Source organism: Acidobacteriota bacterium (assembly GCA_016716435.1).
Lineage (GTDB): Bacteria > Acidobacteriota > Blastocatellia > Pyrinomonadales > Pyrinomonadaceae > OLB17.
Map to the genome: position 1 here is coordinate 163,379 of JADJWI010000008.1, position 24,086 is coordinate 187,464.

General features: G+C 56.0%; 19 protein-coding genes and 1 tRNA gene. 11 read left to right on the forward strand and 9 right to left on the reverse strand.

Translation table 11 applies throughout. The features are described from left to right. The first annotated feature begins 69 nt into the window (after positions 1–69). On the forward strand, positions 70–1,902 hold the full coding sequence (locus IPM21_12785) for a hypothetical protein (protein MBK9164757.1): 1,833 nt from the start codon (positions 70–72) through the stop codon (positions 1,900–1,902). 64 nt (positions 1,903–1,966) lie between these two features. On the opposite strand, the gene IPM21_12790 is transcribed toward IPM21_12785, so the two are convergent. The 4 genes from IPM21_12790 to rdgB all read right to left on the reverse strand — a co-directional run bounded on the left by IPM21_12790 (position 1,967) and on the right by rdgB (position 3,649). Beyond that, on the reverse strand, positions 1,967–2,254 hold the full coding sequence (locus IPM21_12790) for a hypothetical protein (protein MBK9164758.1): 288 nt from the start codon (positions 2,252–2,254) through the stop codon (positions 1,967–1,969). A 252-nt stretch (positions 2,255–2,506) separates the two neighbouring features. Continuing rightward, complete coding sequence (locus tag IPM21_12795; protein ID MBK9164759.1) at positions 2,507–2,788, reverse strand: HU family DNA-binding protein; 282 nt, start codon at positions 2,786–2,788, stop codon at positions 2,507–2,509. 116 nt (positions 2,789–2,904) lie between these two features. After that, positions 2,905–2,981 (reverse strand) — tRNA-Pro (locus tag IPM21_12800). Between the two features lie 65 nt (positions 2,982–3,046). Then, positions 3,047–3,649, reverse strand: coding sequence for an RdgB/HAM1 family non-canonical purine NTP pyrophosphatase (rdgB, locus tag IPM21_12805; protein MBK9164760.1), 603 nt, complete (start codon positions 3,647–3,649; stop codon positions 3,047–3,049). Positions 3,650–3,797: 148 nt separating this feature from the next. Here rdgB and IPM21_12810 point away from each other — a divergent pair, with 148 nt between their 5' ends. Further along, complete coding sequence (locus IPM21_12810; GenBank protein ID MBK9164761.1) at positions 3,798–5,105, forward strand: hypothetical protein; 1,308 nt, start codon at positions 3,798–3,800, stop codon at positions 5,103–5,105. Between the two features lie 2 nt (positions 5,106–5,107). Here IPM21_12810 and IPM21_12815 read toward each other — a convergent pair whose 3' ends face one another. Further along, positions 5,108–7,633 (reverse strand): FtsX-like permease family protein, encoded by a 2,526-nt coding sequence (locus IPM21_12815; GenBank protein MBK9164762.1) that lies wholly within the window; start codon positions 7,631–7,633, stop codon positions 5,108–5,110. Next, positions 7,630–8,304: an ABC transporter ATP-binding protein gene (locus IPM21_12820; GenBank protein ID MBK9164763.1), complete on the reverse strand. Its 675-nt coding sequence runs from the start codon at positions 8,302–8,304 to the stop codon at positions 7,630–7,632. Before IPM21_12820 ends, IPM21_12815 begins: the two co-directional genes overlap by 4 nt. Before the next feature lie 123 nt (positions 8,305–8,427). Here IPM21_12820 and IPM21_12825 point away from each other — a divergent pair, with 123 nt between their 5' ends. The 7 genes from IPM21_12825 (at position 8,428) to IPM21_12855 (ending at position 15,675) form a co-directional block, all read left to right on the forward strand. Further along, entirely contained in the window at positions 8,428–9,123 is a 696-nt protein-coding gene (locus tag IPM21_12825) for an arylesterase (GenBank protein ID MBK9164764.1), read from the forward strand. Between the two features lie 26 nt (positions 9,124–9,149). Next, a complete protein-coding gene (locus tag IPM21_12830) occupies positions 9,150–9,857 on the forward strand; it encodes a hypothetical protein (protein ID MBK9164765.1) in 708 nt (235 codons plus the stop codon). 42 nt (positions 9,858–9,899) lie between these two features. Then, a complete protein-coding gene (locus tag IPM21_12835) occupies positions 9,900–11,162 on the forward strand; it encodes an ABC transporter permease (protein MBK9164766.1) in 1,263 nt (420 codons plus the stop codon). Between the two features lie 30 nt (positions 11,163–11,192). After that, complete coding sequence (locus IPM21_12840; protein ID MBK9164767.1) at positions 11,193–12,455, forward strand: ABC transporter permease; 1,263 nt, start codon at positions 11,193–11,195, stop codon at positions 12,453–12,455. Positions 12,456–12,466: 11 nt separating this feature from the next. Next, on the forward strand, positions 12,467–13,636 hold the full coding sequence (locus tag IPM21_12845; GenBank protein ID MBK9164768.1) for a threonine synthase: 1,170 nt from the start codon (positions 12,467–12,469) through the stop codon (positions 13,634–13,636). 186 nt (positions 13,637–13,822) lie between these two features. Continuing rightward, a complete protein-coding gene (locus IPM21_12850) occupies positions 13,823–14,728 on the forward strand; it encodes a tetratricopeptide repeat protein (protein ID MBK9164769.1) in 906 nt (301 codons plus the stop codon). 2 nt (positions 14,729–14,730) lie between these two features. Further along, a complete protein-coding gene (locus IPM21_12855; GenBank protein MBK9164770.1) occupies positions 14,731–15,675 on the forward strand; it encodes a carbon-nitrogen hydrolase family protein in 945 nt (314 codons plus the stop codon). Here the strand turns inward: IPM21_12855 and IPM21_12860 are convergent. Beyond that, entirely contained in the window at positions 15,659–16,834 is a 1,176-nt protein-coding gene (locus IPM21_12860; protein MBK9164771.1) for an inositol-3-phosphate synthase, read from the reverse strand. The two genes, IPM21_12855 and IPM21_12860, sit on opposite strands and share 17 nt — an antisense overlap. A gap of 81 nt (positions 16,835–16,915) precedes the next feature. After that, on the reverse strand, positions 16,916–18,523 hold the full coding sequence (locus IPM21_12865; protein ID MBK9164772.1) for a long-chain fatty acid--CoA ligase: 1,608 nt from the start codon (positions 18,521–18,523) through the stop codon (positions 16,916–16,918). Between the two features lie 132 nt (positions 18,524–18,655). Here IPM21_12865 and IPM21_12870 point away from each other — a divergent pair, with 132 nt between their 5' ends. Continuing rightward, positions 18,656–20,134, forward strand: coding sequence for an aldehyde dehydrogenase family protein (locus IPM21_12870; protein MBK9164773.1), 1,479 nt, complete (start codon positions 18,656–18,658; stop codon positions 20,132–20,134). A 113-nt stretch (positions 20,135–20,247) separates the two neighbouring features. Here IPM21_12870 and IPM21_12875 read toward each other — a convergent pair whose 3' ends face one another. After that, positions 20,248–22,644, reverse strand: a complete 2,397-nt coding sequence (locus tag IPM21_12875; GenBank protein ID MBK9164774.1) for a hypothetical protein — start codon at positions 22,642–22,644, stop codon at positions 20,248–20,250. A gap of 139 nt (positions 22,645–22,783) precedes the next feature. On the opposite strand from IPM21_12875, the gene IPM21_12880 reads away from it, so the two are divergent. Then, entirely contained in the window at positions 22,784–24,079 is a 1,296-nt protein-coding gene (locus IPM21_12880; GenBank protein ID MBK9164775.1) for an aspartate aminotransferase family protein, read from the forward strand. The last annotated feature ends 7 nt before the right edge of the window (positions 24,080–24,086 follow it).

Sequence of the window (24,086 nt, forward strand, 5' to 3'; positions counted from 1 at the left end):
TATTTCCCGCGTTCGACAACTTCCCGCTGAATATAGAAAATAACGGTTACTTTGTCCTCACGAACCGATATGAAACTGCGCTGGCGTTTTGGCATCGTTGCCGCTATCTTCCTGGCCCTTTTTTGCCTGTATCCGCAGGCGAAGATGTGGTACGAGCGTGGGGCCGATTGGAACGGCCATTATGCATACAATGATATCGATGAGGTCGCCTATGCGGCTTACGTAAGGGCGTTGATCGACGGGCGGCCGCGGAAGAACGATCCCTATACGGGCCGCGACCATAGCCCCGAAACACCGCAACCCGAATCGCTTTTTTCTATTCAATTTGCCGCGCCTTACACTCTTGCGATCCTGGCACGGATCTTCGGCTTTGGTGCGCCGTGGGCGATGATACTTTCCGGAGCGGTGGCGGGTTTTCTTTCCGCTTTAGCAGTGTTTTGGTTATTGGGAAGAATGACGGGGAACTCTTGGTTTGCGATGGCCGGGGCACTCGCGACCTTTTGTTTCGGGTCGCTTGCGGCGGGCGAGGGAGCAATTCTTGAGGTCCTTTTCGACGGGTTTTCGTATCCGTATTTCCCGGGTTTTAGGCGATACATTCCGGCGATGGCCTTTCCGGCTTTCTTTGCGATGCTTGCGCTGCTTTGGAAAGTTTTCGTCGAGGGAACTGAAAGCGACGAACGCGAGAGCTCGAGATTGGGCAAGCATCGCGGCATGATCCTGACCGGGCTTGCAGTGCTGACGTTCGGGTACACGGTCTTCAGTTATTTCTACGTCTGGACGACTGCCGCGGCGTTTCTTGCTGCGATGGCTGCTGCTTGGTTGATGGAACGGCCCGAGGGTTGGCGGTCGCAGGTTCGGTATGCTCTTGTGCTTGCGGGCGGCTGTGCGGCGGTGCTTGCGCCCTACGCTTATCTGCTTTCGCAGCGGACCCAGACGATGGACCACGTCCAGTTGCTTGTCTATACGCGGCTTCCTGATCTGTTTCGCTTTCCGGAATACATAGCTTTTGGTGTCTTGCTGATCCTGATCGCCGGAATGGCGTTGGGCCGCTTCCGATTGGGCGACCGCGACGTTCTTTTTGTTTTCGCACTCGCTCTTGTCCCATTCATCGTTTTTAACCAGCAGATGGTGACGGGCAGGGCGCTGCAGCCGATCCACTACCAGGTCTTTATCGGCAATTATGTCGCCGTTCTGGCATTGCTAGCGGCGATCGGCCTCTTTATCCGGCGTTCCGCGGGTGGCGAATCCGGGCGGATGAAGGGCGTTTGGGCAGGTGTTGCGGTTGCAGCGATAGCCTGGGGGTTCGTCGAGTGCCATTACACCGTCCGTGTGCTCGATTGGGCAAATGAGCATCGCGACAGAGGCCTCGCGGTCGCGAAAAAGCTCGAGGAGCTTTCAGCAGCCTCGCCGAATAAACACCTCGAAACGGTCCTCGCATTTGACGGCATTCTAGCTGACGACCTGCCGACAGTCGCACCGCAGAATGTGCTCTGGGCACGGCATCAGCATGTTTTTGCCGGGCTCTCGTGGCAGGAAAGCAAGGAGCGATATTACCAGTATTTGAATTACAGTAACGTCGATGCGGATGGGCTGGACGACCTGCTTCGCCGCGATTTTGTCTCGATAATTGCTTTTTTTGGATGGGGCCGGCACACCGATCGGCTCAACTCGGAATATAAGCCGATCACCGAGGGCGAGATCGCCGAAGAGGTCAGGCTCTATCGTGAGTATATCGAGCAGTTCGATGCCGTGCGGGCAGCGGAGCCAAAGCTCTCGTACATCGTGATCGCCGATGACGACGGTAACGATCTTGCAAACGTGACGCGGTGGTACGACCTTACCGAGCTCGAACGCGTTTCCGGATACACGATCTACAAGGCCGAACTGCGGGCCGGGCAATAAAAAAGCCGCCCGAAGATCGAGCGGCCAAAATATGTATTGCTAGACTAGTACTACTTAAATAAAACTATGCGGCAAGAAGGTCATTCGACGTTTCCGCAAAAACGCGCCTGCCATTGAGGGCGTCGTCAATTATTTCTCGAACCGCCGATGCGTCCGGATTAACATCCATTTTCGCACATGCCCGAAGGTGCCTAATGATACCTTCTGAGGCGATATCGACCGTTTCACCTTGCAATTTAGCGAAACGGCGAGCCTGTATATGATCGATCTGCAAGATCCTTTCTTGCAGAGTCATGGGTTTAGCTGCTGCCACTTCCAATTCTCCTTTCCATTGAAATTTTAGAACTTTCATTACTACGAAGCGCCGTGAGCGAAAAACAAAAGCCCCGAGGGAAAACTAGAAATCCCTTTAAGGCTACGGGTTCATTACAACCAAGAAAACAAGTTGAACGGGAAAGGAACCCTTCGTTAATCACCACTGTAAAAGAATATTAACAGAAAGTTACCGATATGTCACTACTTTTTTTTCGGTCAAGGCGACTTTTTTTCATAGAAAAGGCCGCCGAAGCGATCCGGCGGCCTTCTATCTAACTTAAGCAGTTGCTTAGCTTACGGCATCCTTCATCGCTTTGCCGAGACGGAACTTGACGGTGGTCTTCGCCGGGATCTTAATGGTTTCGCCGGTCGCGGGGTTGCGGCCTTCGCGAGCCTTGCGGGTCGCCTTGACGAGTTTGCCAAATCCGGGAACGGTAAATTCGCCGTTAGTCTTGACCTCCGAAGCAGCAAGAGCTGCAAGAGTATCGAAAAAGCCCTTCACGTCAGTCTTTTTGAGGCCTGACGATTCCGCCAAGTTGTTGATGATCTCCGTCTGTGTCATTCGAGCCATAGTTTTTACGTAACCTCCAAGGTGTCAATATTAGAAATTCAGATTTTCTGCAAATTCACGTTGCCAGCGGTCGAACTTCTGATGGCGGGCAAGTACTCAAAAGCCGAGCAACGTAGTGGTCGGGGCGGCAAGATTCGAACTTGCGGCCTCACGGTCCCAAACCGTGCGCACTACCAGGCTGTGCTACGCCCCGTCTCTGATCCGCCGCAAAGCGAGTTCAAGTAGCGGATTTTACAGGCGGAAATTGGTGCGGTCAAGTCAAACCCCGATAAAATCGGGGAAAAATCGCATAAATGCCTCGGTGGCCTTCGCTCGATGGCTGATAGCTGACTTAATTTCATCTTCGAGTTCGCCGAAAGTTTGGCCAAAACCGAACGGCATAAAGATGGGATCGTAACCGAAACCATTCGCACCGCGGGGCGACCGCGTTAGTTTGCCATCGCAGACGCCCTCAGCACTCCAGATGATATTTCCCGACGGATCCGCGAAGGCCATCGCACAGACAAACCGTGCCGAGCGGTCCGGAGCGGCCGCGTCTTCGACCTCGCGAAGCAGGGTCTGGATCTTGGTTTCGTAGCTGGCCGATTCACCCGCGTATCTGGCTGAAAGAACCCCGGGCCGCCCGTCAAGAGCAGCCACCTCAAGACCCGAATCATCAGCGAGAGCATAGCAGCCTGCGGCGGAAGAATAGGCCGCGGCCTTAATTATCGCATTCTCGAGGAACGTCTGTCCGGTCTCTTCTACGTCCGGAAGCGATGGGAAATCTGCGAGAGTTGTCGCAGTAATTCCATTCCGCGAAAGCATCACGGCAATTTCGCGGACCTTTCCGGGGTTTCGGGTTGCGATCATTAACTGGTCGATTTGGGGCATAAAAAATACGGTCACGGACGCCGCCGAAGCATCGCAATCTAACGATTTTCGTTGCAAGCGTACCCTAAGACGATGTATAAAAGAAAAGGGCGAACCTTCCTTCCTGATTTAGCCCGCTCCCAAGCCCTAGGAGATTCTATTGCAGACGACCAAAGAGGAACCGACAACTCCTTTTGCTGAGACCGTATATACGGGCGATGCACTTGTTTCCGCTTACCTGCCCGAACCGCGGCCGGTTGAGGATGCCGTTGTCGAGCTTTGGATATGGGTCCAAGGGCTTTTGAGCTTTCTTTCGAGCTACGACCGCGTGCTCGGCGATTCAGAGAAACCGGTTGCCGTCACACGCGACCGGCGGGGCGAATTTCACATCACAATGGAGGTCTTCGTCCGGCTCTCCGGGCTGCTCGCTGAGATCGCGAACACTGAGCAGAAAGACTTCTATGGCGTCAGGATCGAGCGAAAGGCCTTCGCAGAACTCTCGGCTTTCATTCAAGACCACTCTGTTCTCAACACCGCGCTCTTAAAAGGCGATAGCCTCAGCTACTATGAATGGCGAAGCTGGCGAAAGCTCCTGAGAGAAAAGCTAAACGGGCTCGCCGCGGTCGAATTGCTCGAAGACGCGGCGGCCGAAGCGGGCCTTCAAAAGCTCCCCGAACAACTGCGTTCGCTATCCGCAGACCCTGCCTTTTCGGTCGAGGACCGTTCGACCATCATTTGGGTTACGAGCCGTTTGGGCCGGATACTTCTGAGCCTCGGAGCCATCTCGCGGATGCTGAAGAAAGATGATCCGCTTAAGCCGACGATGGCGATCTTCTGCGGGATCCACGAACAGGTGCGGACGATGAATCGGCGGATCGGGGACACGCTGACGCGGTGGAAAGATGAAGAAGCGGATCTTTACGGCATGCTTGACGGAGCGTCGTACATGGCCTCGCTTGAGCTAAAGAAGGCTTACAATCAAGAGCTCGCTGGCATCGTTACGCTCCGTTCTGCGCTTGTGGTTTACGCCCGGGTCGAAACGGCCTACGCCCTGCTCAACGATGGTTTTCAAGAGATCCTCACCGGCTTTGTCCGCCTCGTGCGGCCGGAGGTTGCGGTCGGCGATGTCTTTCCCGAATTTCAGCACAAGCTCGCCGAGTCGCTCATGCTCCGAAATCATCTGCATCAGGTGGTGGCGGCCGTCCGCAGTGCTGAGGAGAAGCCGACGCCGGAGAATGTTGAGACCCTGCAGGCGATCCTTTCGGCCTTTTTGAAGGAGCCGATCGAGTATCTTTACTACAAGGACCGCGAGGCTTTTGAGCGTTTTTGTGAAGAAATTACCGCCTCGATCGATGGCAAAGAGCTCGTCCCGCTGCTGCATCGATTCTCAGCTTATCTCGAAACCCTTTTCCGCCAGGTCAGTATGCGGGCCGTGCTTGCCGACCATCCGTTCGAAGCTTCGATCTGATCTTACTGAGAACGAAGGATCGAGAGCGGCTTCTTAAAGATCACGTCAAAGCTCGCGGCCGTCCCGACCAGCATCACGATCAGGGCCGTTATTGCAATGCCAACCAAGGTGCGAACCGCATCAAATTGCCACTCAATATCAAGCAGAAAATAGCTGACGGCAAACGAAAGAGCAACGGCGAAGACCGACCCGATTACGCCCGCAAGTAGGCCGAGCAGGCCGTATTCGAGCATCAGAATGGCTCCTAGCGAACGCCGCTCGGCACCGAGTGTTTTGAGGACGGCGTTCTCATAGATGCGGGCAGATTTCGTCAAGGCGACCGACCCGATGAGGATCAGAATCCCGCTCAGGATCACGAACCCGCCGACGAAGGAGATGGCGAGGACGAAGTTCTCGACCAGGTCTGTGACGGTGGCAACGATGTCCGCGACGTCGAAGACCTGAACGTTCGGATAGGCGGTGACCACATCACGCTGAAGCCGCTGCCGGTCGGTCGTTCCCATCCGGCTCAGGATAGTGGCGGCGTAGCTTTGCGGAGCGTCCTCGAGCGCTCCGGGCTTGAATACGAAGACGAATGCCGTTCGAGTATTTCGCAGGTCCAGCTGGCGAATGTTCGCAACGCGAACCGTTACAAGCCGGCCGGAGATGTCGAAGGTCATTGAGTCGCCCGGAACGACCTTGAGCGTGTTCGCCATGCGGTCCTGGACGGATACTTCGGGCACATCGGCTGCCTCGGTCCGCCACCATTCGCCGGCGACAACCTTTTCATTGAGATCAAGGTTCGGCCGATAGGTGACGGCAAATTCCCGGCCGATCTGGCCCTGCATCTGGCGGGTCTCGGTCTGGCTGTAATCGATCGGCTTTCCGTTGACGTATGCGATACGTGCACGAACGGTCGGAGTGGTTTCGGGCTGCTCGCCGACGCGCTTTTTTATCATCTCGACAAGGCCGTCGATCTGGCTCTGTTGAATGTCGATGAAAAAGAGCGTCGGGAGTTGTTGGTTGCGGCTGAAATCAAATTCGCGGATGAGATTGCTCTGGAGCGACTGGACCGTGAAAACGACAAAGGCGCCGAGGCCGACGGCAAGCAAAATGATGCGCGTCTGGTTGCCGGGGCGGTGGAGCGAATTGATCGCCTGCCGAAGCGAGAACGACCGCGAGGGCCGAAGCGCCCGGACGAGCTTGGTGAGCAAAATGGCCGCAAGATAAAGAACGGCGGACGTTGCTGCAAGGCCGCCGAGAAAGAATGCACCGACCTGGAACGAACCGGCCTGCCAGACCGCGAGCCCGAGCAGCGACGCAAGGATCAGCGCCCCGATCGCCCATTTGGCCAGATCGAGACGGCGGATATTCGAGTTATTCTCGTCGCGGAGCAGAAGCCTTGGCTTGATGTTTCGGATCTGCATCAGCGGGAGTCCTGAAAAGAGCAGCGAGACAAGTACGCCGAGGACGGCTCCTTGGAGCGCGGTCGAGGCCGTCACGGCGTAGCTCATATTCTCAGGGAGTTGCTCGGACAATCCTGAGCGAACGCCTTGCATTCCGAGCTGAGCGAGAAGAATGCCGAAGAGGCTGCCGATGAGCCCGAGAGTTAGGATCTGCAAAAGATAGACGGAGAGTATCTTGCCGCCGCTTGCTCCGAGACACTTGAGCACGGCGACCGTTTTGCGCTTTTGCTCGACGAACGCCCGCGAGACGTTCCAAACGCCGACACCGCCGAGGACAAGTATCAGCAAGCCGGTCAGGGCAAGATAATTCTCCGTGCGGGCGAACTGCTCGCCGAGCCGCTCCTGTGTTTCGCGGTAAGACTGGACGGTAATGGTGCTCCCGCGAAGTTCCTCGCGGAGGCGGCGAACGAGTTCGGTCGGGTTCTCGGTCGTCCGGTAAAGAATGCTTCGCCGGACGCGGCTTGAGTTTTGCGTTATGCCGGCATCGTCAAAAGCTCTTTTTTCAACGAAGACCCTAGCCCCGAGCCGAAAGCCGCTTGACCCGCCGGGTTCTTTGTCAAAGCTGCCGCGGATCTCGAACTCGCCTTCAGCGATCTTAAGTTTGTCGCCGATCTTGACCCCGAGTTCTTCAAGTAGAATACGAGCGACGACCGCGCCGTTATTCTCCAGCAGACGGTGCTCGAAGGCTCCGCCGCCATCCAAAATGAACTCGCCGACGAGAGGAAACGGAGGCTCGACGCCCTTTAGTTCGACCAGGCGGACGCGTTCATTGGCGGCGTCGGCGGGCCGGGCCATCGAGGAGGTCGTTATCGTTTCGTTGCGGCCATCGGCGATCCGCGAGCCATCGACGACGGCCTGTATTTTCTCGAGGTCGGTCGGAGAGAAATCGTTGTTGGAGCCGATCACGAGGTCGGCTGTAAGAAGAGCTCGTGCATCGGTCCCGACCGCCGCGGTCAGGTTCTGTATCAGCGACCGCAGTGCGACCACCGAACCGACACCGAGGGCAATACAAAGAAAAAAGAAAACGAGCCGCCGCCAGGACGAACGGATCTCGCGGGCGGTGAGGTTAAGAATGAATTTCATTGTCCGCTCTGGTCCGCGACTACTTCGCCGTCTTTCAGGATGACTTGCCGTTCAGCCCTTGATGCGAGTTCCTGGTCATGGGTAACGAGAACCAAAGTCACGCGGCTCCCCTGATGGAGGGCTGTCATGAGCTCGAAAATATGCTGGCCGTTCTTTGAATCGAGGTTTCCGGTCGGCTCGTCGGCGAGCAGTATTTTTGGGCGATTTGCGAAGGCACGGGCGATGGCGACCCGCTGCTGTTCGCCGCCGGAGAGTTCGGTCGGGTAGTGGTGCCCGCGGTTCGCGAGCCCGACCTCATCGAGCAATTCCTTTGCCCGGTCGTGGGCGTCGCGGGCTCCGGCGATCTCCATCGGGATAAGCACGTTCTCGTAAGCAGTTAGACTCGGGATCAGGTGAAAAGACTGAAAGATAAAACCGATCTTATTGCTACGTAAAGATGCGAGCCCATCTTCGCTCATCGTTGTGATCTCGTCCCCGTCGATCGAGATCGAGCCCGAGGACGGGGAATCAAGGCCTGCCAGCAGTCCGAGCAAGGTCGATTTTCCGCTGCCGGAAGCCCCGGTAAGGGCGACGAACTGGCCATCCGGGATGTCGAGCGAGACGTCAGAAAGAATTGTCAGGTCTTCTGTTCCCGAGCGAACTGTCTTAGTTAGGTTCGAAATGCTTATCATAAAGAGGAATCGCGGAAAGTAGGTTGCTCCGTGCGTCGGGGCAATTTGCTAAAATCTTGTCCAAAGGTTTTGATTATAAATGAATCTAATATCGGTTGCAGACCGTAAAACTCTATTTGTCGTATGCATTTATACTTTCGCAAGGCGTTCATTTTAGGTTTCATCGCGGCGGCGCTTGCCGCGACGGCCTGCTCGCGGCCCGCATCGTTTGGTAACGGTGAATACGAGCTCGACCGGCCTTTAGTTCTCCCTGAGACGGCTACGGCGAGAAAGAAGATCATCGCCCTCGGCGACAGCCTTACGGCCGGATTCGGCCTGGCAGAGAATGAGTCGTACCCATATCTGCTCCAGCAGAAGCTCAGGGCCGAGGGGTACGACTACGAGGTTATAAACGCCGGAGTTTCGGGCGACACGAGCCTCGGCGGAATTGAGCGTGCCGATTGGGTGCTCAGCCAGCCGAACTCGGAGATCCTGATACTCGAACTCGGGGCGAATGACCTGCTCAGGGGAATGCCGGTCGATCGGCTGAAAAGCAACCTCGCGGGGATAATCGAGAAGGCGAAAGCAAAGAATATGAAGATACTTCTTTGCGGTATGCTTGCTCCGCCCTCGATGGGTTCGGATTACGAAACGAACTACCGGAATGCGTTTCCGGACCTCGCGGATGAATACAATGTCGCGTTCCTGCCGTTCCTGCTTGAAGGCGTCGCGATGAAGAAAGAATTGAACCAGGCCGACGGAATTCACCCGAATGCAGAGGGAACGCTGCTGATGATGGAGAATATATACGCGGAGCTCAAGCCGCTTTTGACCAAATAACTATTTAACGAGCATTGGGTTAACCTATGAAATTATTTTTATCGCTTTCGTTCTTAATTTTCGCTGCCGCAACTGTCGCGGCACAACCTACGATCGGCAATTCGCTCGGTTCCGCAATAGCCGGTTCGGGCCTTGCGACCGCCTCGGAACCAGAAGTTCCTGCAAAGACGGCAATAGAGATTCCGGCTGAGATTCCCGTTGACCGGGAAAAGACGGCGATGCTGCCGCAGACAGCGAGCGGCTACACCCGCCCGGACGCGAAAAAGCGTTTCCGGCGATATTTGAATTTGACCATCGGTCCGTATGCTTTGCTTGGAACCGGGATCGGTGCGGGGTTTGCGACCGCAACGAACGAGCCGGAAGAATGGGGCAAATCGTGGGAGGGCTATGGCCGTCGGTTTGCGTCAAACGTCGGCAGAAATGCGATTCGCACAACGATAATTTACGGTCTTGACGAGGCCTTTAAGGTTGACAGCTACTTTTACCGAAGCGAGAAGCGCGACGTCGGTTCCCGTATATCAAATTCGTTCATTTCCGTTGTCACCGCCCGTAAGCCGAATGGAAAGCGGACGATCGGAGCACCGCGGCTGATCGGTGTTTACACCGCTGATGTCATCGCCTCGGAAACATGGTTTCCTGAGCGCTACAGTTGGAAGGACGGCATGCGAAACGGCACGGTCGCACTTGGGTTCAATGTTGCACTTAATCTCTTCCGCGAGTTTATTCTGAAGTAGTAACCTGCGTGTACATTTTCGTTGCCCTTTTTCCGATCGCTGATGTCTGTTTCCGCGAGCTTTAATTTGTTGCGCGAGTCGTTCGCTTTGGCGTGGGACTCGGTGCGTGCAAATCGGACGCGGTCGGTGCTGACGATCTTTGGGGTTACCGTGGGCGTAGCTGTCGTGGTAATAGTCGCTGCGCTTCTGCAGGGAGCGCAGGCTTTTATTGTCGATTCTGTAGCGGCTTTCGCTCCCGACGTTCTGCGGATCGAAAAAGCATCTTTTCAAGACTTCGGGTCCGACGGCCAGGCATTCGCTGAGGCGCGGGCAAAACGTCCCGATCTACTTACTGAGGACCTCGAATACCTTGCCGAAAGGCTGGGCGGCGAGATCGAATTGGGTGCCCAGGGGGATGCCTCTCTCCCGGTTCGCCGACTTGGCAAGACGCTCGTCGGCGTTTCTGTTCAGGGCGTTACGCCAAACATCACAGACCTCACAAATCTTAAGATCGCATACGGAAGAGGGTTGACCGCGACCGATGACGAATTCAGGCGCAATGTATGCGTTATTGGCCAGGACCTGGTTGACGAGCTTTTCCCGACGACCGGTGCTCTCGGCAACGAAATACGTATCGGACAGGACCGCTACACGGTTGTCGGGGTAGCTGAGTCCCGCGGTTCGTTGTTCGGGTCTTCGCAGGATGGTTTCGTTCAGATACCGCTTGGGACCTTCACGCGGGTCTTTGGTTCGCGTTCGCGGTCACTGGCGATCCTCGCCAAGGCAAAAGATACGGAGAAAATGTCGCTCGGCGACGTCGAGGAACAGGTGCGCGTTGCGATGCGCATCCGGCGTAAGACCATCGGCACGGACAAAGAGGATGAATTCAGCGTCGTTACGGCAAAGAGCATCCAGGCGTTTTCGGCTTCGTTGACGGGTCTCGTTGGAGCGATCGTCTTTCCCCTAACGGCGATAGCCCTTTTTGTCGGCGGAATCGTCGTCATGAACATGATGCTGGCCTCCGTGACCGAGCGTACGCGCGAGATCGGCGTTCGAATGGCGGTCGGGGCGAGGCGAAGGGATATCCTGATTCAATTTCTGATCGAAACGACGACCCTAACGGTCATCGGCGGACTTTGGGGCATTTTGGCGGCGGCCGGGATCATTTGGCTTTTGGCGTGGGCAACTCAGCTGCCGCTGACGCTTCCGGTCTGGGCGGTCGCCGCGGCGATCGCGGTGTCGTGTACGGTCGGCATTATTTTTGGCGTGGTTCCGGCAAGACAGGCGGCCGCCCTTGACCCGATCGAGGCACTTCGCTCGGAGTGATGATCCGAGCAAACGGACAGGACAATTAAGGTGAACTGGCAGCGCATAACCGATACCTGGCAAACCGTGATCGATTCGATCCGGAGCAACAAGCTGCGTTCCGGCCTTACGCTAACCGGCGTTATCGTCGGAACGGCGGTCGTGGCTCTCGTCGGCGCAGTGCTTACAGGGTTGTCACAGCGCGTTCAGGAAGCCTCGGAGAAAAGCGCGCCGAATGTGATCTATTTCACCAAACAGGCGCGGATCGGCCCTTCGCTTCAACAGCCCACGGCGGAAGAACGTCAGCGAAAGGACTTCACACTTGCGGATGCGATCGCCGTTTCGCAGCTCAGTTCGCCGCAGGCGGTGTCTCCGCAAAAGGTCCGCGGAAGCTACGGGCCGTCTGCGGATATCCCGAAGGTCACAGCCCGTTCGCGCGAGGGCATCAATCCGCTGATCCTCGGCGTTTGGGAAAACTATCCCTCAGTGATCAACGTTCCCATCGAGAAGGGCCGCTTTTTCACCGAGACCGAGCGGCGTGCGAGGGCATCGGTCGCGGTCATCGGCTTTGGGATCGCAAAGCAGATATTCGAGGACCTCGAACCGGTCGGGGAGGATATTAAGATCGACGGAAAACTGTTTCGTGTTATCGGCGTTCTCGGGCAATCGACGGGTGAAGGCGTTATCGGCAGCGACGAACTCGACGAGCGGACAATATACATTCCGTTCGAGACCTCGGAAAAATTCTATCCGGAGATCGAGGAGACACTGATCGCGGTTCGGGCGCCGAATGGAAGGGTAGACGAGGTCACGGACGAGGTCACATTTCTTCTGCGGCAGCGGCGCGGATTGAAGTCGTCAGACCCGAACAACTTTGGCGTGAATCGCTCTGAGCAGGTTTTTGAGCTCGTTGATGATGTTATCAACGGGCTCGGCGTGGTCGTTGTGCCGATCGCTCTTGCAAGCCTTTTCGTCGGCGGTGTCGGCGTTATGAACATAATGCTGGTTTCCGTTAAGGAGCGGACAGCGGAGATCGGGATACGGCGCGCCCTTGGGGCGACACGAGGCGAGATACTGTCGCAGTTTTTGATCGAGGCGATGACGTTGACCGGGTTGGGCGGTATCATCGGGATCGCGGTGGGTCTCTTTCTTGCGTTCGCTGTTCGGACAATCATTAGTTTTCCGGCCGCGGTGCCTTTTTGGGCGATCGCCGGCGGTTTTGGGGCTTCAGTGATGGTAGGATTGGCAGCAGGATTTTATCCGGCGCTGAAGGCCTCGCGATTGGACCCGGCCGAAGCGATGCGTCGAACATAGAATTAACCCTTATGAACGTCACTCACCTTGAATGTGCCCTCTGCGGGCTTCGCCATGAGGCACGGAAACTCCAGAACCTTTGCACCGAGTGCGGCAAGCCGCTTCTTGTCCGCTATGACCTGAGGGCTGCCGGCCAAACGCTTTATCCGCAAACGCTGAAAGAACGCGAGGCTTCGCTCTGGCGATATCGCGAGGTCCTGCCGGTCGATAGCTGGGAGAATATCGTCTCTTTCGGCGAGGGCTGGACGCCGCTTTTGAACGCTTCGACGGTCGCGGAAAAGCTCGCGAAACCACTCACCCTCTACATTAAAGACGAAGGCCAGAATCCGACGCAAAGCTTTAAGGCACGCGGAATGACGGCTGCTATTTCAATGGCAAAGGAGCTCGGCGTTCGCAAGGTCGCGGTTCCTTCGGCAGGGAATGCGGCGGGTGCGATGGCTGCATATGCGGCACGGGCCGGAATGGAGGCTTTCATTTTTATGCCCGCCGATACGCCGCGGGCGAACGTCATCGAATGCGAGCAAACGGGAGCGAATGTAACTCTGGTTGACGGTCTGATAACCGATTGCGGCAAGATCGTGGCCGAGCGGAAGGACGCCGAGGGCTGGTTCGATGTTTCGACGCTGAAAGAGCCGTATCGCGTTGAGGGCAAAAAGACGATGGGCTATGAGCTTGCCGAACAGCTCAACTGGGAACTTCCCGACGTGATCCTTTATCCGACCGGCGGCGGTACGGGGCTGATCGGAATGTGGACGGCGTTTGACGAAATGGAGCAGATGGGCTGGATCAGCTCGAAGCGGCCGAAGATGGTCTCGGTCCAATCGGCGACATGCGCTCCGATCGTCCGGGCCTTTCATGCCGGCGAACGCTTTGCGGCGGAGTTTGAAAATGCAGCGACCGTCGCGTCGGGGCTTCGAGTTCCGAAGGCGATCGGCGATTTTCTCATTCTTGACGCGATCCGAACTTCAAACGGAACTGCCGTTGCTGTCACCGATGAAGAACTCGTGGCTGCCGTGAAGGAGATCGGAGCACTCACAGGAATTTTCACCGCTCCGGAGGGGGCGGCCTGCTTGCCCGCTCTCAGAAAACTCATCGAAAACGGCTTCATCGAAGGCGGAGAGACGGTCGTTTTGTTCAATACCGGAGCGGGTGTGAAGTATCTGGAGTGTTTCGAGGAGTAAGGGCGTTTCGAGAGGCCGATCGAAGGTCAGAGGTCTGTGACTGCATCTGTGAATTCTGTGGTAGCCCGGTCGATCAAAGTCAATCACCACAGAATCCAAAGACCAAGAACCGAATTACGCAGAATGCATCCGGCGTTCAGACGATCACTTTTTATTTTTGTCGGTTTCGTGTCAGAATCCTGCCTTATGAGGCCGCCGATAATCTTTCTCTTCGTTCTTGTTGTCTCCACTATCGCCGCAGCACAGGACTGCCTTCCAACCGCGAAAGTTCCCGAACAGCAGGTGCCCGAGAGCGTGCGGCTTGAGTATTCACGCAACCTTGAGATCGCCGCACGCAATTACGTTGCGGAACCGACGGCCGACAACCTGATCTGGTACGCACGGCGGAAGGGTTACCTTGGAAAATACAAGGACGCGATCGAATCGCTGACCATCGGGATCGAGAAGTTTCCCGGCGATGCGCGGATTTACCGCCATCGCGGGCATCGATTCATCACGATCCGCTGCTTTGACGACGCGATCCGCGACCTTGAGCAAGCGGCGAAATTGATAAAAGGCAAGCAGGACGAGATCGAGCCCGATGGGTTGCCGAACGCGAAGAACATTCCGACCAGCACTCTGCAATCGAACATCTGGTATCACCTCGGGCTTGCGTATTATCTGAAGGGCGACTTCAAACGGGCAGAGAAGGCATATGAAGAATGCACGTTGGTCTCAAAGAACCCGGATATGCTCGCGGCGACCATCTATTGGCACTACATGACGCTCCGGCGAATGGGCAAGCTGGACGATGCCGTGAAGGTGCTCGGCCGGTTCGATACAAACGTCGAGGTGATCGAAAACGATGACTATCTGAAACTCCTCAAACTCAACAAGGGCGAGGCGAAAGCCGATGACCTGCTCGCGACCATCGGCGGCGAAGCGAAAACGCTCGGTTCGGCATCGCTCGGCTATGGCATCGGGAATTACTTCTTTTACAACGGAGATAAGGTGAAAGCGGCTGAGGTTTTCCGCAAGATTGTCGCCGGCGACCAATGGGCGAGCTTTGGGTATATCGCGGCGGAGACCGACCTTGGCCGGATGGGTAAGTAAGAATGGACACGTTAACGATAGCTCTGGCACAAATTGTTCCGGTTTGGTTCGATCGCGAGAAGACACTTGCGAAGGTCGCGGACAGCATTTCGGAGGCCGCAGCGAGCGGGGCGGACCTTGTCGCATTCGGCGAGGCACTCGTTCCCGGATATCCATTCTGGATCGAGTATTCGAAAGAAACGGCTTTCAATTCGCACTTCCACAAGGCGTTTCATGCGGAGTATATCAAGCAGGCGGTAGTCACAGAACGCGGGGACCTTGACGGCATCTGCCGGCTCGCAGCGGAGAAGAAGATCGCCGTTTATCTCGGCATTATCGAACGGCCAGGCGACCGTGGCGAGAGCGTTTACGCCTCGCTGGTCTATATCTCCAAGTCAGGCGAGATCGGCTCGGTTCACCGGAAGCTGATGCCGACCTACGACGAGCGGATGACGTGGGCCGTCGGTGACGGCAACGGATTGCGGACGCATCGGCTCGGCGAGTTCACGGTCGGCGGTTTGAATTGCTGGGAAAACTGGATGCCGCTTGCCCGTACGTCGCTCTACGCACAGGGCGAGGATCTGCACGTCGCCGTCTGGCCCGGGAGCAAGCGCAACACGAATGACATCACGCGGTTCATGGCACTCGAGGGCCGATCGTTCGTGGCTTCGGTCTCCGGCCTGATGCGGCGGAGCGACTTGCCGGCGGATTTGCCAGGGATCGAGCAGTTGATCGAAAACGCGCCGGAATTTTTGGCAAATGGCGGTTCGTGCATCGCCGGCCCGGACGGGAATTGGGTGATAGAGCCCTTTTGCGATGAAGAAAAACTTCTCATCGCCACACTGGACCACACGCGGGTCCGCGAGGAACGGCAAAACTTTGACCCGACCGGGCATTATTCAAGGCCGGATGTCCTTGAACTCCGGGTGAACCGAACGCGGCAAACGGCTGCTACTTTCGAGGACTGAGCCACTGCATCAACATTTCTTCCTGTAGGTGGAAAGCGTGCTCGGGCTTTCCGGTCTTGGCCATCGGGAGCTTGAAGAAGACCGAAAGCTGTTCCTGAATGCCGCCCTCGCCACGCTGCTGAGCGAGGTCAAGGCAACGGGCGATCTCGATGGCGAGCGGGGCGGCGAGGATCGAGTCTTTACAGAGAAAATTGACCTTGATCTGCATTGTCTGGCCGAGAAATCCGCGGATATCGATATTGTCCCAAGCCTCTTTGTTATCGCCGCGAGGCCGGTAATAGCGGATATCTACGATGTGGTCTTCGACCGGGTAGCCGAGAATATCGTCGAGCACACTCTGCTTCGTCTTTACCTTTGAGGCGAGCGAGTCCTCGTTCGAAAGGGCTAGCCCGTCGCGGTTACCGAGGATATTCGTCGAATACCAACCATCAACGTGCAGCGCCCGGCTTCGAAGTGCGGGGGCGAGTACGGTTTTGATGAACGTCTGCCCGGTCTTGCCGTCCTTGCCGGCGAGCGGGACGTTCCGCTCCTGGGCAAACTCGATCAATGCCGGAATATCAGCGGCCACCGAAGGCGTGAAGTTTCCATACGGCACGCCCTCAGCGATCGCCGCGTAGGCGTAAAGCATCCCGGGCGAGATGGCTGCAGATTCTTTGTCGAGAGCTTTCTCAAATCCCGCAAGGCTATTAAAAATTTCATTGCCCTCTGCGACGAGCTTTTCGGTCGAGGCAAGATTTATGACAACGACCGCATCGCATTTTTCTTTGAAACCGGCGAGATCTCTGCGAAGTTTTTCGATAGTTGCACGATGGCCGCCGGCTCCGATCTTATTCTGACCTTCGATTAGCGAAAGAAAACGCTCGTCGCCGATAGCGGGCCAGGGCTTTATCCCCGCCAGTTCATTTTCAACCGCGACATGCTGTTTATAGGTTAGAACTTCGTGGCTCTCGGCTGCCTTCGCAAGGTTCTCCGGAAAGAGATCCCAGCCGGCGAAAACTATATCTTTGTAGTCTGCGAGCCCTTCGATCTCGAGGTCAGCCAGCGGCAACCCCTCGGTGCCGATAAGGTCATTTTTGAGCAACTCGATACCAGCGGCCATGGTCGTCCCGACCGCCCCGCCGACGCCGACAACTGCAATACCTAATACTCTACCGGCCATAAGGAAGCGTAAGTTTACAATTTTGGCCTTCAAGTCTCAAATCAATTTTGGGTAAAGCTTTTAGCTGTAAGCCGTTAGCTATTAGCCTGAAATCTTATGCCGGTCGTAGGTTCGGGCAAGCTCGCGTTTGAGAAGCTTGCCGGTCGGGCCTTTTGGAATCTCGTCGACGAAGTGAACGGTCTTCGGGCATTTGAAATCGGCGAGGTGGAGTCTGCAGAAGTCGACAATGTCCTCTTGAGTGATGAGAGAACCACCCCGTCCGCCCGGAGCGGCGGACACCCCTCCTTCGTAAGGAGAGGAGCTTTCAAATCCATCTTTCAGTACGATGAAGGCGGCGACCTCTTCGCCGTAAAGCTCGTCCGGAACTCCGATGACGGCTGCGTGGGCGACCGCGGGATGCGTGTAGAGCAGGTCGTCGATCTCCCGTGGATAGATATTCTCACCGCCGCGGATGATCATGTCGGTCTTGCGATCGGCGATGTAATAGAAGCCATCGGCGTCGCGATAGCCGATATCGCCGGTGTGGAACCATCCGCCGGCGAAGGCTTTCTCGGTCGCTTCGGCGTTTTTGAAATATCCCTTGAAGATGTTCGGCCCACGGAGTACGATCTCGCCCAGAGTTCCGTCCGGAACTTCGTTGTCCTCTTCATCGACCACCCGCATGTCGTTGCCGATCGGGAGTCCGCAGGAGCCCGGACGGCGATTCTCATTCGGCGGGTTGAACGTCGAACGGCAGGTCGATTCGCTCAAACCGTAGCCCTCGATCACCAAAACGCCGAAGGTCTCTTCGAACTTCCGCAAGACCTCGGCAGGAACCGGAGCGGAGCCGCACATCGCGAAGCGAAGCGAAGTGAGCGGTGAGCGTTGAGCCGTAAGCAGTTCTTCGTCCGATCTGTTTACCGCTTGCTGCCCACTGCTCACCTTTAGCAGCATTGAGAGCATCGTGGCGACGGAGCCAAAGGATGTAATGCCGTATTTTTCGATGATGTCCCAGAACCGCGATGCGGAGAACTTTGGCGAGACGACCGTCGAGCCGCCGGCGTAAAGCGCCGTCATGGTCGTTACCGTCACGGCATTCATATGAAAAAGCGGCATTACCGTCAGCAGGCGGTCCTCCGGGCCATAGCCGAGCCATTCGGTTATCTGCCGTGCGTTGGCGATCAGGTTGCCGTGGGTCAGCAAACAGCCTTTCGGCTTGCCGGTCGTGCCCGAGGTATAGATTATGATCGCCTCGTCGTTTTCGGATATGTCGGTTTCTGCAAGTTCGCTGCTCTGGCCCGCGGTTGCGGCTTCGACGTCGTTGAATTCGATGGTTGGGACCTGACCAACACCCTCCCTACCGCTCGGGTTTCCGCCTGTGCTGGCGGTTAGGAGGAGCTTGGATTCAGAGTTGTTGACGATCCAATCGATCTCTTCGGATTTGAGCAAGCTGTTGACCGGCCCGGCGATGGCACCGATCTTCCAGCAAGCGAAATAGGCGATGATGTATTCAGCGGAATTTGGGAGCAGAAGGCTGACGACGTCGCCTTTTTTGATTCCGCGGGAGATCAGGAGGTTTGCCGTTCGGTTAACACTCTTGTTGAACTCGTCATATGTCCATTCGCGAGCATCCGCTTCGGAATAGAGAAACGGTTTGTCCGAGTGTTCGGCGGCGCGGAAATTTAGGAGTTCGACGATGTTGTTGAACATTTCTTTTCGCGATAGAATCAGGCTGTTTTCAGCAACTTGGCGTAAGTATAAGAGAGCCCATGTGCATCCGCAAAAGGGTGTTAGTTCAAATGATCTGACATGAGCAGTACCTTTAATCTTGAGTGATCAGTTATGCAAGTTTTTCGTAGTTTTATCGCCGGAAAGTGGACCGACTCGGCCTCGGGCAAAGGTCTTCCTAACATTAACCCTGCCGACACAAATGATGTGATCGGCGAGGCACAGTTATGCACACGCGAGGAAGCGGGCAAAGCGGTCGAGGTAGCATTCAACGCGTTCAAGGCGTGGAAACAAACCCCTGCACCGGCACGCGGGCGTATCCTCACGTTGATGTCACGGCTGATGGAGCAGCACAAGGAAGAACTTGCCCAAATGATCACACGCGAAGAGGGCAAAGTTATTTCCGAGGCCCGCGGCGAGGTTCAACGCGCGACGAATGTCGTCGAATTCTGTGCCGGCGAAACGCGGCGGCTGAACGGTGAAACGATACCGAGCGAATTGCCCTCGAATTGGGCATATACGATCAGAGAGCCGCATGGCGTTGTCGGGATAATAACTCCATGGAATTTCCCGGTCGCGATCCCCGTCTGGAAGATCGCACCTGCGCTTGCGGCCGGCAACACGGTTGTTTTTAAGCCTGCGTCCAACACGCCGGCAACGGCAGTCCGAATAGTTGAGCTGTTCAAAGAGGCCGGCGTGCCGGACGGAGTTCTGAATCTTGTGATCGGTTCGGGTGGCGAGGTTGGTGACGAGATCGTGAACCATCCTGCCGTCCGGGCCGTTTCGTTCACCGGTTCGACGGAGATCGGGCTGAAGATGTACGGCGAGGTCGCAAAACGCGGCATTCCCTTCCAGGCGGAAATGGGCGGCAAGAATCCGGTCGTAGTTCTGCCGGATTGCGATATAGATCTCGCTGTGGAACACACGGCCGCCGGTGCATTCGGCTCGACCGGCCAGCGATGCACGGCGTCATCGCGTGCCGTAGTTGTTGATACGATCGCGGATGCTTTTGTCGAAAAGATCGTCGCTCGTGCGAAAGCTTACAAGCTCGGCCCGGGGGCTGACGAAACGAGCGAGATCGGACCGTCGGTCGATGAATCGCAGTTCAACACGGTGTTAAAGTACGTCGATATAGGCCGCGAAGACGGTGCGACCCTGCTCTGCGGCGGCAATCGAGCTACCGGCGACGGCATGGAGAATGGATTTTTTGTCGAGCCGACCGTGTTCGACCATGTTACGCCTGATATGCGCATCGCCCGCGAAGAGATCTTCGGCCCGGTTCTCGGGATCATGCGTGTCAAAGATCTGGACGAAGCGATGGCGGTTGCGAACGACACCGAATATGGCCTTTCGTCCTCGATATTTTCGAACGATTACAACATCATCACTCGATTTGTGAACGAAATAGAATCGGGGATGACCCACATCAATTCGCCCACAACCGGCGGCGAGGCACACATCCCGTTCGGCGGAATCAAAGGCAGCGGCATCGGTCCGCGCGAACAAGGCTCGGTCGCACTCGATTTTTATAGTGAAATGAAAGTAGTTTACGTCGACCACACAGGCCGCAAACGCGAAGGAAATCTTTATTGACCGAGTCGCCCGCTTTCATTCCATATTTGGTTCCTTACACACTAACCGCGGCGTAACCGTTTGAATACCTGTCGGCAGATATTAGACATACCTGCCGCGAGAGATCCTGTCTTCTATTTCGTTGACGTGCTCTCGGAAAGTACCCAATTGTTCGGGTCAAGTTCAACCTTCTGCGGTTTGCGAGGAAGTTTGATCCGAAAGGCATTCTTTGGGCCATAGGCAGCAACAGTTCCGTTTGCTGCCTGATTCCCGCCGAAACCGATAGCCAGTGGCAGGGGCATAAAGAAATCGTCGGGAGCGTTCTCCGCGAGTACGTGCCCGGTTAACATCACCGATCCGTCTGGTTGGGGTTCTACTGTGTGCTCAAGCCTGAATTTGGGCAAGTGAGTTTCGTAAACCCATTGTTTGAAGAACCAATCAAGATTCGAGATGTTGTATTTTCTCGCGATCGGGGTCTTTGCAAAATGTTCGTTCGCGACCTTTCGAAAATCATCGGTAGATGCGGTCCCGTCTCTGTGCTTTTCGACGAATGCCCGCATCATGTTGAAGAACGGCTCTCCGTCTCCGCTTGAGGGATCGGTAAAGAGAAAATGAAGCATTCGAAGCACGAGACCGCCTTTGTTATAGATCAAAGTCTGATAGCCACCGAAGGTCTTGCTGGAGTTAAGCCGATGGCCGAGAATGATCGGCCCGACCTCGTTCAGCTTACCCTTTCCTATGCCCGTCGTGGTCAATGGAGGACGGCGAAGCGAATCACGCATCTCTTCGATCAGGTTCCGAGCCGCCTTCGGATTTTCTCTCAGCGAAGTGTATAGAACCCCCGAATATTCGGCAAAGCCTTCACTTAGCCACTGATCGCGATAGGAACGCCACGCAACAATGTTCCCCCACCACTGATGGGCGGTCTCGTGAGCGATAAATGCGTAAGTATACTTGCCTGCCCGGTCGGTCGGCGGGATCATCAACATTGAGGGGAAGCCCTGGCCGAAACCATAGGGGTGAAACGAAGCCGAATACGTCTCGTACGGATAAGCGCCGAAGAGCTTGTCGAAATAGCGGACTGAATTTGAGATCTCGGCGAGAATGAAATCCTCTTTTATCGCAAGCACGGCACCCGATACGGAATTGTATTCAAGAGGGATCCTACGGTCCGTACCGTCAAACGTCACGGTCTCCGCGTGGCGTTGGTACGGGCCGATGGCGAATGTCGCAAGAGCGATCTGGCGCGGCATAGAATACGTCGTAACGCTGAGATCCTTATCCTCCGGCCACGGTGACTCCGCGACCCTGCGGCCTACACTGCCGATCTTGAGCTTTTTCGGGTGAAGGTACGTCAACGAATAGGTCGAGCGGTCGAGGTATCCGTGACGCGGATACCAAGCTGTATTAGACCGAGGGTACGAAAAATCGGCCAAACCATCGGGTTGACGCAGGAAGTCACCCTCGGCAGTGATCTCAAGAACCACTCGCTTGCCGAGCGCTAAAGGTTCGGAAAGGAATACCGTAAAGCCGCCTTCCCAGTCTTCCTGTACGAACTCCACATCGGCTCCACCGAGCTTGGCCGATCGGATCCGCATTTGTTTCTTTAGCCGTGCATCGCCGTATTCGCCGAGCGATTCACCGATCAGAAAAGGTATCGCGCGTACGTTCTTAGCGAGCGGCTGCAACTCGAGCGACATACGGATCGCGAGCTTCTTTTTCGGTTCGCGGAGGTCAACTTCGATATCGTGATGGAGCGCGTCGATAACGTCGGCCATGTCGGAGTACTCGACCTCTCCACGTTGGTAGTCGGCTAGGCTATAGAATGCTGTAAGGACCTCACTGTCCCCGATCGCCCTAAGGTAGTTGAAGATGACGCCCTTTTCGCCACCGTTCAGCCCAAAGTTTGCCGCGGGGATCCGCGTTTGCGGATCGAACAAATAGCTAAAGTCACCGAACTTGCCCCCGAGGAAGTGACCGAAAAACACTCCGTCGGGTTCTGAATTTGCGATCGATGCGGCTATGCGCGATGCGAGGTTGGCTCCGGTCTGCCTGAGCATCTTTGCATCGATCTCGGCGGCAAGTTCAGCCGCGAGACTCGGCGTCGAGCCAGAAGTAGAACCGCTCCCAAGCACTTCGAAAGTATCGTCCGAGAACCTGAAAACCGCGTTGGTGAAACTGCTCTCAATGTTGTCCGCTTTGATAAGCCGGTTTACATAGGCTCGCTCATACTCGATCGGAGCGGTTTCCGCGGAAAAGGAGCCATTGCCAATGAAGACCGCTCCTGTAACCCGTCCATTAACGGGCTCGGCAAAGTAGAGCGTTCCGTTCAATTTCATCGTGACGCGATCCCGCTGAAAGACGCGATCTTCAAGCTGAACGGACGAGCCGGAAAGCTTAAATGAACGGATCTCGTTTTGCAGGCTTGACTGGGCATTCGCATTCGCAGCTAGGGCGAATGCCAAAAGAAAGGTGGCGGCTACAAGAAACGGAACCGGAAGGATTATGGGAAGGGCGGTTTGGTGTTTCATTTGACTGTTGACCTCAAAGTGCTGAACATCTCGTACTGGGAATCCGAAGGGGAATCAACTGTGCTTCTCCGGCCTTCATCGGACAAAGAGCATTTTTCTGATAATATTCGCATAAACTTCGTCCAACGTACAAAACGCTATGGAACCGAAAATAGAAAGAAACACCCCTTCCGGGGCCGTGAGAAAGCACAAAGAATTTCTTTTTCCTGCAGTTGCAAATTACTACCAGGAACCGATCGCCTTGACGCATGGCGAGGGCGAATATGTTTGGGATGATCAAGGCAACAAGTACCTTGATTGTTTCGGCGGTGTGCTGACGGTTAGCCTCGGGCACGCGAATCCGCGGGTGAATGCGGCGTGGAAAGGGCAGGTTGATAAGATCGCCCACACCTCGACGCTTTATGCCAATCAGCCGCAGAGCGATCTGGCGGAAAAGCTGGCGGAGATCTCACCGGGTAAACTCAAAAAATCGTTCTTTTCGAATAGCGGAACGGAGGCGGACGACACTGCCGTTCTCGCGGCAAAGCTCGCGACCGGGAACCAGGAGATCATCGTGCTTCGGCATTCATATGCAGGACGCTCGGCGACGGCACTTTCATCGGTCGGGCACAAGACGTGGCGGCCGGTTGCCTCGCAGGTTCCGGGGATCATCCACGCCGCGGCTCCGTACTGCTACCGTTGCCCGTTCAAGCTTGAGTATCCATCGTGCGGCGTCGCTTGTGCGGACGACGTCGAGGACATTATCAACACCACGACGACCGGAAACATCGCGGCATTCATGGCCGAGACGATACTTGGTGTCGGCGGCTTTATTATCCCGCCAAAGGAATATTTCCCGCGAGTCGCGGAGATCGCCCGAAGCCACGGCGGATTGTTCATATCGGACGAAGTCCAAGCTGCGTGGGGGCGGACGGGCGACAAGTGGTTCGGCATCGAGCATTGGGGAGTCGAGCCGGACATCATCACATCGGCTAAAGGTATGGGCAACGGCGTGCCGATAGGTTGGACGATCGCAACGCCCGAGGTCGCCGATGCGTTTCCCGGCCTGACCTTCTCGACCTTTGGCGGCAATCCGGTCTCGTGTGCGGTCGGCCTTGCGGTGATCAACGTCATCGAAGAAGACGACCTGCGAACAAATGCCCGCGTCGTCGGCGAATACCTGAAACAGCGTTTGCTCGAGCTTCAAGAACGCCATCCGATCATCGGCGACGTTCGCGGGATGGGTTTGATGCTCGGCATCGAACTCGTCAAAGACCGCCAGACAAAAGAACCGAACCCCGAAGCCGTTCTCCGCGTATTCGAAGAGACAAAACGCCGCGGCGTGCTTATAGGAAAGGGCGGATTGTATGGCAACGTGATCCGAACCGGGCTGATGCTGAATGCAAGGAAAGATACGGTAGATCAGTTGGTTGAGGCGTTGGATCAGGCCTTTTAGTGTACGC